Origin of the sequence: Sphingomonas sp. S6 (assembly GCF_043498045.1) — a bacterium.
Lineage (GTDB): Bacteria > Pseudomonadota > Alphaproteobacteria > Sphingomonadales > Sphingomonadaceae > Sphingomonas.
In genome coordinates this window covers 342,333-354,885 of the sequence record NZ_JBIEOE010000003.1, presented here as the reverse complement: position 1 = coordinate 354,885, position 12,553 = coordinate 342,333, and the positions used below count along the sequence as shown (strand labels likewise).

Genomic DNA, 12,553 nt, shown 5'->3' with positions numbered 1-12,553 from the left:
TCGCCCTTCCATCAACAGTCGCTGCGCGGTCGCACTGGTATCCTCGGCCATCATGGAATGATGAACGAAAAGGGGGCCGGTGGAAACCACCGACCCCCAAGGTCTTTTCGATATCGATCGCGATCAGAAGCGAGCGGTGACGCCTGCGTAGAAACGACGGCCGATGTTGTCGAAGATCGCGCTGCCCGCACCGATGCCGGTCGCGCCGAGCGGCGGCAGGCGGTCGGTCAGGTTGTCGACGCCGATGTAGAAGTTCGACTTCTCGCCGATGTCGATGCCCAGCTTCATGCCGATGTACAGGACGTCGGGATAGTAAGGGATGTCGAAGTCGTCGAGGTTCTGCGGCGCACGGCCCTGGAACGCGATGTGGTTCTCGATGGCACCGACTGACTGCTTCGACAGATAGCGGAACTGCGTGTCGAGCGTGATCAGACCGAAATCTGCACCCAGGTTAACCGTGAACTGATCCTTCGGATACCCAAGTTCACCCACGGTGGTATCCGCGAAAGCAGGCTGCAGCGGATTGAGGAAGCTGCTGCTTTCGAGGATGTGCGTGTAGATCACCTCCGCACCGATCCGGGTCTCGCCGAACCGCCGCGAGTAGCTGAGGTCCATGTCGATGCCGCGGCGCTTCAGGCTTGCGAAGTTCAGCGAAGACTGCAGCAGGCTGCCTTCGATGATGCGATAGGACTGCTCACCACGAGGACCCGTACCGCCGGCTGCGACGCGCTGGAACTGCGAACAGAACTGGTTGTTCGCAATCGAAGGCGAATCGTAGCAGTTGTTGACGATACCCTGGGCGCTGACCGCCGTGATAACGTCGTTCACCTTGATGTTATAATAGTCGACGGTGAAGACGAGGCCAGGCGCGAAAGTCGGACTGATGACCGCACCGTAGGTGTAGGAGTCGGACTTCTCCACCTTCAGGTTCGGATTGCCGCCACTGCGGATTTCAAGCGACTGGGCGTACTGGTAGTTATAGCTCGTCGGAATGCCCGCAGCGGCGCAATTCGCTTGGCGGAACTGCGTGCCGCGACCCAGATTGTCGGCCGAGCAGGGATCGGCGAAGCCGGGCGCGAAGTTCTGACCCGCTGCCGAATACAGTTCCGACAGGTTTGGCGCACGAACCGCACGGCCATAGTTTGCACGGAAGCGCAGGCCTTCGAACGGCGCATAGGTACCGTTCAGGTTGTACGTGTAAACCGTACCTGCCGAACCCTTGTAATCCGACACGCGGCCTGCACCACTGAGCGTCAGCTCCTTGATAAGCGTGATGTCCTTCAGGAGCGGCAGGCGGAGTTCGCCGAACGCTTCCTTCACCTCGAACGCCGGGGGCGTGAAGGCGGCCAGCGCGTTGTAGAAGGTGTAGCCCTTCTCGACGTAGGGATCGGCCTTGAAGTAGTTCGTCTCACGGCGATATTCCGCGCCGATCGAGAAACCGATGCCGCCGCCGGGCAGGTTGAAGAACTTCGACGTATCGCCCGCGACGTTGGCGAGAATATCGAGCTGCGTGATCTTGCCGCGCGACGTCGTGTTGCGAAGCACGAAATTGCGCGCCGCGTCCGAAACGCTGCCGACGCCGAACGGGTTGAGCGGCTGGCAGTTCCTGATGTCGTTGGCGAGGTTGGCGGCGTCACCGCCCAAGTCGGTGCCGAACGCGAAGCGGGTCGGATCGAGCTGCGCGCCGCAGACGATCTGGCCATTGGCGTTGCGGACCGCGTCGAGCGCCAGGCTGAGACGCTGGACGTCGACGTTGCCAAGGACCCGGGTGGCTTCCTTGAATTCGCCGTAGTTCGCCGACACTTCGTAGTTCAGCGTGTCGGTGATGTCGCCGCGGACACCCGCCACGATCCGGTACGTCTCACGACGCGCATCCTCACGACGCGAACCCAGATCGGTCAGGTTCTTACGCAGAATGAAGCGATACGCACCGCTATTGATCTGCGCGCGCAGCGTCGCGGCCTGTGCCGCGGTAATGGCCGCGCCAGTGGTCGGGCTGATCCCGGCATCGACCGCTGCCAGTGCCTGCGCGGTCAAAGTAGCGCGCGAGTTCGCGTCGAGGAACGGGTTGTCGAGGCGCGGACGCTCGTACAATGCGTCGATCGTCGAACCGGTGAAAAACGCGGGACCCGAACCGCCGAGGCCAACGCTGTCGAGGCGGACGTACTTCGCTTCCACGAACGGTTTGAACGCGTCCGATACGTCGAAGTGGCCGATCAGGTTCGCCGAATAGCGGTCCAGCTGCGGCAGGAGCTGCAGCAGCACGCCTTCCCGACGGGTGTTGCCGTTGCCGCCGATGAACGAGCCCGACGGCGTTGCCGACGGAGCTGCTGCGCTGCCCGCGGCGATACCGACGCGCGTGCCGGTCTGCTGCGCGAGCGCGCCGCCCGGCTGGAACAGATAGTTGCAGCTGTAGGCACGGCCCAGGGGGTCGCGGCCGCAGCGGGCTGCCGCCGTCGCACCCAGGCCGGCGCCGGGGAACGACACGAGGCCGCCGTCTGAGAACGAACCGACGCGAATGTCGCGGAAGAAGACCGCGTCGGGTACGCCGTCATAGTTCAGCTTGCCGTCCAGACCCGGGCCGGCGGCGTCGATGTTGGTCGTGATGAAGCCGTCGGTCTGGCGATATTCTTTGCGGTTCGATGCAAACAGGTCCTGGGTACGGGCATATTCCAGGCTGACCGCAACGTTGCCGCGACCATCGGCGAAGTTCTTACCGCCGGTCATGCTGACGAAATAGCTGCCCGCATCCTTGCGGTCGCTGACGCCGCCTTGCGCGCGAATCTGCAGGCCATCGAACGTCTGCTTGAGGCGGAAGTTGATGACGCCCGCAAGCGCATCCGAACCATAAACGGCCGAGTTGCCGCCGGTGACGACGTCGACGGCCTCGATTAGGTCCGTCGGGATCGTGTTGGTATCGACCGAGACGGCGTTACTGAGGATGTCGGAACCGACGTGGCGGCGACCGTTCACCAGAACCAGTGTGCGTGCGGTGCCCAGACCACGAAGATCGAGGAGGTTGAGGCCCGACGTGCCAAGGAAGCGGGTCGAGTTTGACTGGCTGAAGGTGCTGTTGAGCTGTGGCAGGTCGTTCAGCACGTCGCCGATCGAGGTGCGCGCGGTCTGCGTCAGTTCAGCAGCCGACACCGTGGTGATCGGAACAACCGATTCGGCGTTGGGCGAGCGAATGCGCGAACCGGTGATGACGATGTCTTCGCCCGGACGTGCCGAATCATCCTTGTTGGCGTCGGCGATCGAGGCACCAGCGGGCGCTTCCTGCCGCTGGCACTGTGTCGTTACGGTGTCCGAGCATGGCGGGAGTGTCGTCGTCTGAGCGGAAGCGGTCGGGGCGAGCAACAGCCCGCCCGCGAGCGCGCTCGCGGAAAGCAGCCAAGTCTTCATTATGGTCCCCTATTTTCGGCACATTTGCCTTAAACAGGGGAGCATGTTGACGCAGTCCGTCGGAGTGAAACAAGCCGATTTCTGTCAGCGCGATGAACGAAGCGTCACATTACGCGAAACTGTCGCCGAAAAGACACAAAAGTACGTACGGATTGTTTCCGTAGCCTGTTAGTTGCGTCAGAGGTGCTTACCCAATCACCGCTCCACGCACATCGCGATCCCCATGCCGCCGCCGATGCACAGCGTCGCCAGGCCCTTCTTCGCGTCGCGCTTCTGCATTTCGTAGAGCAGCGTGGTCAGCACGCGGGCGCCGCTGGCGCCGATCGGGTGGCCGATGGCGATCGCGCCGCCGTTGACGTTGGTCTTGTCGGGGTCGAGGCCAAGTTCCTTGCATACCGACAGCGCCTGTGCGGCAAACGCCTCGTTGGCTTCGATCAGGTCGAGGTCGGCGACGGTCCAGCCGGCCTTTTCCAGCGCCTTCTTCGATGCCGGCACCGGGCCGATGCCCATCACCGACGGGTCGACGCCCGCGCTCGCCCAGCTCTTGATCGTCGCGAGCACCGGGGCGCCGCGCTTGTCGGCTTCCTCGCGGCTCATCAGCACCAGCGCGGCGGCGCCGTCGTTGAGGCCGCTGGCGTTGGCGGCGGTGACGGTGCCGTCCTTCTTGAACGCCGGGCGCACGCCGCTGACGCTGTCGATCGTCGCGCCGGCGCGGATATATTCATCGTCGGCGACGACGGTATCGCCCTTGCGACCCTTGATCGTGACCGGCGCGATCTCGTCCTTGAACCGGCCGCTGCCGCGCGCGGCCTCCGCCTTGTTCTGGCTGGCGACCGAGAAGCTGTCCTGCTCGCCGCGCGTCACCTGATATTGCTCGGCGAGATTTTCCGCCGTGATGCCCATGTGATAGCCGTTGAACACGTCGGTCAGGCCGTCGTTCACCATCGTGTCGACCAGGCTGACGTTGCCCATCTTGGTGCCGCCGCGCATCGTCTGTGCGTGCGGGCTGAGCGACATGCTCTCCTGCCCGCCGGCGACGACGATCGACGCATCGCCGGTCTGGATGGCCTGGCAGGCGAGCGCCACCGCGCGCAGGCCCGATCCGCACACCTGGTTGACGCCCCAGGCTGGCACTTCCTTGGGGATGCCGGCGGCCATCGACGCCTGGCGCGCCGGGTTCTGGCCCTGCGCCGCGGTGAGCACCTGGCCGAGGATCACCTCCGACACCTCTTCGCCCTTCACGCCCGCCTGTTCCAGCGCGGCCTCGATCGCGACGCGGCCCAGCTCGTGGGCCGGGGTGGCGGCGAACGCGCCGAGGAAGCTGCCGACGGGGGTACGCTTGGCGGCGGTGATGACGATCTCGGTCATGATGATCTCCTTATGCGCCGCCTATCTAGCGGCGGGCAGGGCCGCGATCCAGTCGGCAAGCGGCTGCCATAGCGATGCGCGCGCGCGCCCGCCGACGATCATGCCGACATGGCCCAGCGCCAACTCGCGATGATCGGCAATCCCTGCCGCGGTGGCGGCGGGGACGATCCGGTCGGTGGTGGAGACGAATTCGACCGTCGGGCAGGCGAGCGCCTCGGGAACCACGCTGTGCCCGCGGATCGTCCATTGGCCTTGCCCCGGCGCATCGGCGGTGATGAAGCGGTCAAACAGGTCGCGCGCGCAGGCGAGGGGCAGCGGCTCGCCGGCATTCGCCCAATCCTCCAGCCTTACGAACGCGCGCGCCGCCTCGCTGTCGGGCGCCACCCGCCCGAACGCCTCGTATTTGGCGATCGTGCGCGCCGGGTCGAGCCGCCAGAATCCCGCCTGCAGCACCTCCATCGGCAGCACGCCCAGCGCCTCCGCGGTCGGCAGCGCCGCCTGCCACAGGTCGCGCATCCCGCCCCGCGCCTCGCCATAGCCATCGAACCGCCACGGCGCCGCGACCGTCGCGAGGCCCGCCACGGTCGTACCTGCCGCCGCCGCGGTGGCCATCGTGCCGCCCAGACAATAGCCGACCAGCACGGGCGGCGCATCGAGCTGCTCGATCAGCGGCAGCAGCAGCGATTCGACATGGCCGGTCATGTCCATGTCCCGGTCCGCGGCGCCCGGCGCCCCCCAATCGACCAGCGCAACGCGAAAGCCCTGTGCCGCCAGCCACCGCACCAAAGATACCTCGCCCAAGTCGAGGATCGCGGGCGGATTGATCAGCGACGGCACGCACACCACCATCCGCCCCCGCCCGCCGTAATAGCGCAACGCCGCCCGGCCCGCGGTGGCGAGCGCCGGCATCGACGGCGGAGCGGGGGGGCGGTAAGCCTGCTGATACGCAGTCAGCCCGGCAAGCGCGGCGGCCATCCGTTCGGGATATGCTGCGGTTTCGCTGCGCAGCATATCGAGGAACAGGGGCAGCGGCCGCGGACCGTGTTGCGGTGCGGAAAATTGAGGCGTAGCATGCGGTTCGATCACGGGCACAACACCGGAACGGGCAGGGGACGCGCATGAAGAAGCAACAGCCGGGCGACGGCGTCGTCATCATCAAGAAATACGCCAACCGGCGGCTCTACAATACCGAGACCTCGTCCTACATCACGCTCGATCATCTCGCGACGATGACCCGCGAAGGCCGCGACTTCAAGGTGGTCGATGCCAAGACCGACGACGATATCACGCACAACGTGCTGACCCAGATCATCATGGAAGAGGAAAGCCGCGGGCAGACGATGCTGCCCGTCAGCTTCCTGCGCCAGCTGATCGCCATGTACGGCGATTCGATGCAGTCGATGGTGCCGGGCTATCTGGAGGCATCGATGGACAGCTTCCGCCGCAACCAGGAACAGTTCAAGTCGGCGGTCGAGGGCGCGTTCGCCCATTCCCCCTTCGCCGAAATCGCCAAGCGCAACATGCAGATGTTCGAAGCCGCGACGCAGGCGTTCGGCGTCGCGCCCGCGATGGCGCCCGCCGCCGCGCCTGCGCCTTCTGCACCCGCCAGCAAGGATGACGAGATCGCCGCGCTGAAGGCGGAGCTGACGCGGTTGCAGGACAAGGTCGAAAAGCTCGGCTGACGGCGCGCGCCCGTGCCGGTGATGTTCTGGAGCGCGGGCGCCAGCCTGTGCGTCGCCCTCGTCGCGGCGTTCGCCGACCGGCGGCGGCGGCTGCGCCACGATCCCGATCGCGTCGGGTTCATCGACTGGCGGACGGTGCAGATGGCGGCGCTGCTCGCGACGATCCTGCTGGTCAGCGTCGGGCTGCATACGCGCTGACGGGTGGGCGGGGGCGACCCGAAAAAGGTCATTGCGCCGCGCCATCAATCGCTTAGGCTTGCGGCCATCGCGGGCCTATCTCCCCGCCGTTTTCCCGGGGAGCGACATCCGTGCGCCATATGCTGATCCCGACCGCCGCGGCGGCCGTCCTGTTCGCCGCGCCCGCCCACGCCGACGAACTGCAAGCGCGGCTGCTCGCGGGCATGCAGGCGGCGCGTGCCACCGCCTTCGCGTTCCAGCAGACGATCGTCGTCGAGACGACCGGGCAGGCGCGGCGCACGATCGTCGAACGCTACGACCCCCGTCGCCCCGCCGCCGAGCGCTGGACGCTGGTCAGCGTCGACGGCAAGGCCCCCACCGCCAAGGACATCGCCAAGGCGCGCGAGGGCAAGAAGAAACCCGGTTCCTACGGCGACCTTGCCGACTGGTTCGGCACGCCCGCGCGCCGGGTCGAGGCGCCGGCGGGCTATGCCGCCTATCACTTCGACCGCCTGCCCGCCGGCGAACTGAAGATCGGCAGCCACGACGCCTCCGCCGACACCGCGGCCGACGTGCTGGTCAACACCAAGGGCGCCACCCCCTTCGTCGAACGCGTGCGCTTCACCTCGACCAAGGGGTTCCGCATGATGCTGGTCGCCTCGGTCAAGCGGATCGACAGCAGCAGCCGCTATGTCGTGGCGCCGGGCATCGGCATGGTTCCCGAATCCTTCGCGCTGACGATGGCAGGCTCGATGATGGGCAAGTCGGGCGAATTGAAGACCAACGTGACGTTCAGCGGCCACCAGCCGGTGAAGTGAAGTAAGGGGGGCTGGTCCTCCACAGCGCGCCAGACGGGAGTGCCGGCCCGTATTCTTCGCGTCGCGCGCCGGTTAGCGGATGTCGGTACCCGGAAAGGACAGCCGCCGGAGAAGCGCTGCGACACCTCGCTCGATTCCGAGCCCGATCTGGCCTGCCTTGAACGCTGGAATCATGATCTGGTCCATGACGCGCTGGCACAATGCATCGGGCAGCTGCCGGGCCAGTCCCGAACCGACCGATATCCTCGCCCGTCTGTCATGGGGCGATACCAGGACGACGATGCCGTCGTTGATGCCCCTTCGGCCGATACCCCACCGGTTCCCCAGCCGGTCGGTAAAGCGCGCCACATCTTCGCCGTTCAGGCTGTTCACCGTCACGACGACCATCTGATGCGCGGTTTCCCGCTGAAACCGGCTCAGCTGCTGTGTCAATTGCTGCCGCTGCGGCGAGGAGAGCACGCCCGCCTGGTCGACGACATACCCCGTCAACCGTGACGGAGCGGCTGCCACGGCTGCCGGACGCTCCACGCTGCTGACCGCTGCATCGGGGCCGCCGATCGCGGCGAGCACCAAGAGGATCGATGCGAGCGCCACGTTCAGTAGAAGCGTTTCAGCGTCAGCGACCGGACGGTGCCGTCGCACAGCCCCAGCCGCACGATCGTGCCCGGCGTCCCGATCGACCATTTGGCGAGCGCGCTCGTCGGATAGTCTGCACCGATCGGCTGGCCATCGATCTGGCAGATGAGGTCGCCGACCTGCCATCCCGCCGCCGCCGCGGGGCCGCCGCGCATGACGTGCAGCACCTTCAGCCGGTCGCGCTCCAGCCCGACGAGCAGTCCGCTGGTCGATCGCAGCGGCGGCCGGTTCGCATCCGGGCCGGGCTTCAGCACCATGCGTCCGGCGGCGGGATCGAGCAGGACGCGGTAATTCTGCAGCAGCCCCGATCCGATCCGCCCGGCGACGCCGATCGTCTCCGAAAAGCCGTTCGCGGGCTCGATCCGCGTCTCGACGCTGCGGATCGCCTGTTCGCCGATCGTCACCATCGGCAGGATCGTCAGCGTGCTCACAGTTTCGCCGGCCAGGCCGAACGAGACGGTGGTGGTGCTCGGCAGCCGCGTCACGCCCGCACGCTTCGCCGCGCTCTCCGACAGCGTCAGCGCCGATCCGTCGCCGGTGTCGACGATCACCGGCGACAGCGTGCGACGCCCGATCCTGACCTGGCTTTCGTAGACATGGCGCGCGGGCGAGATCGTCAGCGGCGCCAGCGATCCCACGAACGGCAACCGCCCTGACGGCAGCAGGCGAAAGCGGTGGTTGGCATAATCGATGTCGAGCGCCTGGCCGCCGATCGCATCGCGCCCGATCAGCATCTCGACCGGCTTGGCACTGCCCGTCGCCAGCGCGGGCAGATCGGCGACGGTGACGCCGCCGCCGGTGCGCGTCAGCCCGCCGATCGTCAGCGTCCGCGTCGGCTGCCAGCCGACGGCCACCGCGCCGCTGCCGGCGCCGCCGATCGCGGTCGCCTGCCCGTCGCTCTGCACGCGCGCAGGGTCGGCGGCGGCGCGGGCGAGCACCGAATAGCTCACCCCCGTATCGAGGATCGCGGTCAACGGCGCGCCGTCGAGCGTCAGCGTGAAGCGGATCTGGTTGCCCGGCGTCAGGTCGAACGGCACCCAGCGCGCATCGGTATCCGCGGCGAGCGTCGCGACGCCCTCGCGTCCCGCGGGCGGGGGCGCCGCGGCGATCAGGCAGGTGGCAAGCAGGATGGGGAACAGGCGCCGCATGCCTCCCTATAGCCGCAGCGGCCCGACAAACGCGACAGGTGGTTAGCGGTGGGCGATCGGTGCCAGCACGGTGACGCCGTCGAGTGCGATGGCGCGATGGTCGGCCTTGGCCGGCAGCGGCACCGGCGACTGGATCACGTAGAGACGCCCGGGCACCAGCGCCCCCGAATCGAAGGCGTCGCGCTCCAGGCGCAGCCGGTGCAGCGTCTCACCGCTGGTGCGCGCGGCATAGACGTTGGACACCGGATGCCCGGCATTGATCGCCCGCCACGCCACCTCCTGAAACAGGCCCAAATCGTGCGTCACGTCGCCGGGGATGAAGGCGACCGATCGCGATCCGGCGATCAGCGGCTGCCAGCGCGGATCCTGCGTGCGGACGTACATCGGCCCGGACGCGGCATCCTGGCTCTGCGCCCGCACCGCGCGCGCCATGCCGGTCAGGTCGAGCAGCTGGATCAGGAGCAGCCCGGCGAGCAGCAGCCCGCTACGCCGCGCCGGCAGGCGATAGACGGTCAGCAGCAGCACGATCATCAGCACATAGCCGATCGGCCAGAACAGCCGGCCGGACGCGCGCACCGGATCGAGCGCGACTTGCAGGAACGGCGGCAGGTGCATGCGCGTCACCGCCAGGATCGCCAATACGATCAGCGCAGGGGCCAGCTGACGCAGGCGTTCGCGCACCGCGCGCTGGCGCGGCGCCTCTGGCACGCGCCGGGCGATGACGATCGCCGCGATCACCAGGATCAGCGCGCCCGCTCCCATATATTGGAAGCCTTCGAAATAGCGGCCCGGCGTCGGCTCATGTCCCGGCAACAGCGTGGAGAAATGGTCGAGCCCCGGGTTCCACAGCGCGTCGAGCGGCATCGAATATTGGCCGAAATTGCGCGCCGCGATCTGGTCGCCGACGCCCAGCCAGATCGCCAGCAGCCCGACCAGCACCAGCATCGCCGCGGCCTGTGCCATCGTCACCAGCCGCGATCGCCCCGATCCCTCGGTCACGCGGACGAGGATCGTCGATGCCCAGATCGCGCCGACCATCACCAGCAGATAACTGTGGATCAGCGCGGTGACCGCAACCAGCGCCGCCCACCAGCCCAGCCGGTCGCGGCGAACGGGATCGAGGAACAGGTACAGCGCCGCCAGGATCGTCCAGTGCGCCATCAGATTGACGTGGATAAACCGGTTCATCAGCGTCGGCGGGAAGGCGAGCAATACGACCCCCGCCCACAGCGCCAGCGGTCCCGGCGCGTGCCGGCGCAGCAACAGCCACGCGAACAGCGCCTGCAACACGAAATTGCACAGGATCAGCGGCCCGACGAATTGCGCATCGGCGGGCAGCAGGCCGGCGAACGGCTTCACCAGCAGCGTCAGCAGCGGATTGCTGTCGGTGAACAGCACCGGGATGCCGTCGGGCGCGTTCAGCAGATGCGTCTTCAGCGACACGCCCGCCGCGCGATCATGCCAATAGGCATGCGCGCCCAGTGCATTCTCGCCATTGTCGCTGGCGCGGATCAGCCAGCCGGCATTGTCGATGCGCAAAGTTTCGAGGTGAAAGAAGGCGGCGAAGGCGAGCAGCGGCAACGCCAGCAGCAGCACCGGCGCGATCCATCGCTGCCACATGGCCGGGTCGGCCGGCCGGGCTGCCACGGGGGCAAACCCGTCCACCGCGCTGGGAAGGCTCGCCATCCCGCCCCGCCTTACAGACAGGCTTCGAGGAACGCCTGGTCGAAGCCGAATTGCTTCGCCTTGTCGAGCGTATAGGGGCGCAGGCCCATCGAGCGATATTCGCCGATGATCTTGCCGTCGGCGCTTTCGTCCAGATATTCGAATTTGAACAATTCCTGCGTCACGATCACCGGCCCTTCCATGCCGATCACCTCGGTGACGTTGGTCACGCGGCGGCTGCCGTCGCGCAGGCGCTTGACCTGGATGATCATGTCGACCGAGTCCGCGATCTGGCGGCTGATCGCTTCCTTGGGCACCTTGATGTCCGACATCATCACCATGTTCTCCATACGCGCCAGCGCTTCGCGCGGGCTGTTGGAGTGGAGCGTACACATCGACCCGTCGTGGCCGGTGTTCATCGCGGCGAGCATGTCGAAACACTCGCTGCCGCGAATTTCGCCCAGGATGATGCGATCCGGGCGCATACGCAGTGCGTTCTTCACGAGGTCGCGGATGCTGATCTCGCCCTGGCCTTCCAAGTTTGCCGGCCGCGTTTCCAGCGGCAACCAGTGCGGCTGCTGCAGGCGGAGTTCGGCCGCGTCCTCGATCGTCAGCACGCGCTCGCCCGGGTCGATCATCTTCGACAGCGCGTTGAGCATCGTCGTCTTGCCCGAGCCGGTGCCGCCCGAAATGACGACGTTGAACCGGCTCGCGCCCGCGATCTTCAGCGCGGTCGCCATCTTGGGGCTCATGCTGCCGAAGCCCGCCATCATGTCGAGCGTGATCGGCTTGGCGGAGAATTTACGGATCGAGATGGCGGTGCCGCGCAGCGAGAGCGGCGGCACGATCACGTTGACGCGGCTGCCGTCCTTCAGGCGCGCGTCGGCCAGCGGCGTCGTCTGGTCGACGCGGCGGCCGACCGAATTGACGATGCGCTGCGCGATCTGGAACAGATGCTCTTCGTCGCGGAACTGGATCTGCGCCAGCTCCAGCTTGCCCTTGCGCTCGACGTAGGTCTGGTCGGGGCCGTTGACCATGATGTCGGTCACCGCCGCATCGGCCAGCAATTCCTCGAGCGGCCCCAGGCCGAGCAACTCGTCGACCAGCACCTTTTCCAGCGCGAACTGTTCGCGGCGGTTCAGCGTCAGCTTCAGTTCGCCCAGCACTTCGCCGATGATCGGGCGGAATTCCTCGGCCAGTTCGTCCTTGCTCAGCGTCGCCGCGGCTTCCGGGTCGACGCGTTCCAGCAGGCGCGGCAGCACCTGTTCCTTGATCTTGTGGATCGAGGCTTCGAACCCCTCGTTGCGGCTGCTGCCGGCATCGCCGCTGGCATTCTGCCGCTCGGTCAGCCGGGCCATCGCATCGACGGTGCCGGCGGGCGGCGCAGCGGCGAGCGGGTCCTCGGGGGCGAGCAAAGCCGATTCGATCGGCGGGAACTGGCTGCCCGGCGGGATATCCTCCGCCGGCCGCGGCGCCACGCCGCTGCTCTGCATCGGGCGCGCGACGCCGAACGCCGGCCTCGCCGGCTGTCCGCCACCCATTCCGTTCCGACGCCCGAACGCGCTCATACCCAATTCCAATATGGTCCTGGCGAGAGGGGTAGGGGGCAAGGTTTGACATTTTCCTAACCACGATGCGCCGCAGCCGGCTTGACAGG

At 66.9% G+C, this 12,553-nt stretch carries 10 protein-coding genes; 3 read left to right on the top strand and 7 right to left on the bottom strand.

The annotated features are described in order from the left end of the window. Positions 1 to 123: 123 nt before the first annotated feature. From ACGVWT_RS07230 to ACGVWT_RS07220, 3 genes are all read right to left on the bottom strand, one after another. Positions 124 to 3,402: a TonB-dependent receptor domain-containing protein gene (locus ACGVWT_RS07230; RefSeq protein ID WP_315461916.1), complete on the bottom strand. Its 3,279-nt coding sequence runs from the start codon at positions 3,400 to 3,402 to the stop codon at positions 124 to 126. A 195-nt stretch (positions 3,403 to 3,597) separates the two neighbouring features. Beyond that, the gene (locus ACGVWT_RS07225; protein ID WP_116461925.1) at positions 3,598 to 4,770 is read right to left on the bottom strand and encodes an acetyl-CoA C-acetyltransferase; all 1,173 of its coding nucleotides are present in this window, start codon (positions 4,768 to 4,770) and stop codon (positions 3,598 to 3,600) included. Between the two features lie 21 nt (positions 4,771 to 4,791). After that, the gene (locus ACGVWT_RS07220; RefSeq protein ID WP_315461941.1) at positions 4,792 to 5,781 is read right to left on the bottom strand and encodes an alpha/beta fold hydrolase; all 990 of its coding nucleotides are present in this window, start codon (positions 5,779 to 5,781) and stop codon (positions 4,792 to 4,794) included. Positions 5,782 to 5,888: 107 nt separating this feature from the next. On the opposite strand from ACGVWT_RS07220, the gene phaR reads away from it, so the two are divergent. From phaR to ACGVWT_RS07205, 3 genes are all read left to right on the top strand, one after another. Next, positions 5,889 to 6,452, top strand: a complete 564-nt coding sequence (gene phaR, locus ACGVWT_RS07215; protein WP_116461926.1) for a polyhydroxyalkanoate synthesis repressor PhaR — start codon at positions 5,889 to 5,891, stop codon at positions 6,450 to 6,452. A 12-nt stretch (positions 6,453 to 6,464) separates the two neighbouring features. Continuing rightward, positions 6,465 to 6,650: a hypothetical protein gene (locus ACGVWT_RS07210; RefSeq protein ID WP_116732672.1), complete on the top strand. Its 186-nt coding sequence runs from the start codon at positions 6,465 to 6,467 to the stop codon at positions 6,648 to 6,650. Positions 6,651 to 6,769: 119 nt separating this feature from the next. Beyond that, positions 6,770 to 7,447 (top strand): hypothetical protein, encoded by a 678-nt coding sequence (locus tag ACGVWT_RS07205; RefSeq protein ID WP_315461940.1) that lies wholly within the window; start codon positions 6,770 to 6,772, stop codon positions 7,445 to 7,447. Positions 7,448 to 7,519: 72 nt separating this feature from the next. Here the strand turns inward: ACGVWT_RS07205 and ACGVWT_RS07200 are convergent, their stop codons facing one another. From ACGVWT_RS07200 to ACGVWT_RS07185, 4 genes are read right to left on the bottom strand one after another with little or no spacing between them, the layout of a single operon-like run. After that, positions 7,520 to 8,041: a TPM domain-containing protein gene (locus ACGVWT_RS07200; RefSeq protein WP_315461915.1), complete on the bottom strand. Its 522-nt coding sequence runs from the start codon at positions 8,039 to 8,041 to the stop codon at positions 7,520 to 7,522. Between the two features lie 2 nt (positions 8,042 to 8,043). Further along, a complete protein-coding gene (locus ACGVWT_RS07195; RefSeq protein WP_315461914.1) occupies positions 8,044 to 9,231 on the bottom strand; it encodes an aspartyl protease family protein in 1,188 nt (395 codons plus the stop codon). 42 nt (positions 9,232 to 9,273) lie between these two features. Next, on the bottom strand, positions 9,274 to 10,917 hold the full coding sequence (locus ACGVWT_RS07190) for a DUF6311 domain-containing protein (protein WP_315461913.1): 1,644 nt from the start codon (positions 10,915 to 10,917) through the stop codon (positions 9,274 to 9,276). Positions 10,918 to 10,928: 11 nt separating this feature from the next. Beyond that, entirely contained in the window at positions 10,929 to 12,464 is a 1,536-nt protein-coding gene (locus ACGVWT_RS07185) for an ATPase, T2SS/T4P/T4SS family (RefSeq protein WP_315461912.1), read from the bottom strand. Between the last annotated feature and the right edge of the window lie 89 nt (positions 12,465 to 12,553).

Excerpts from the sequence above, each read along its gene's own strand:
- ACGVWT_RS07190 (WP_315461913.1), bottom strand. The coding sequence starts at position 10,917 with ATGGCGAGCCTTCCCAGCGCGGTGGACGGGTTTGCCCCCGTGGCAGCC.
- ACGVWT_RS07195 (WP_315461914.1), bottom strand. The coding sequence starts at position 9,231 with ATGCGGCGCCTGTTCCCCATCCTGCTTGCCACCTGCCTGATCGCCGCG.
- phaR (WP_116461926.1), top strand. The coding sequence starts at position 5,889 with ATGAAGAAGCAACAGCCGGGCGACGGCGTCGTCATCATCAAGAAATAC.
- ACGVWT_RS07225 (WP_116461925.1), bottom strand. The coding sequence starts at position 4,770 with ATGACCGAGATCGTCATCACCGCCGCCAAGCGTACCCCCGTCGGCAGC.
- ACGVWT_RS07230 (WP_315461916.1), bottom strand. The coding sequence starts at position 3,402 with ATGAAGACTTGGCTGCTTTCCGCGAGCGCGCTCGCGGGCGGGCTGTTG.
- ACGVWT_RS07185 (WP_315461912.1), bottom strand. The coding sequence starts at position 12,464 with ATGAGCGCGTTCGGGCGTCGGAACGGAATGGGTGGCGGACAGCCGGCG.
- ACGVWT_RS07205 (WP_315461940.1), top strand. The coding sequence starts at position 6,770 with ATGCTGATCCCGACCGCCGCGGCGGCCGTCCTGTTCGCCGCGCCCGCC.
- ACGVWT_RS07220 (WP_315461941.1), bottom strand. The coding sequence starts at position 5,781 with ATGCTGCGCAGCGAAACCGCAGCATATCCCGAACGGATGGCCGCCGCG.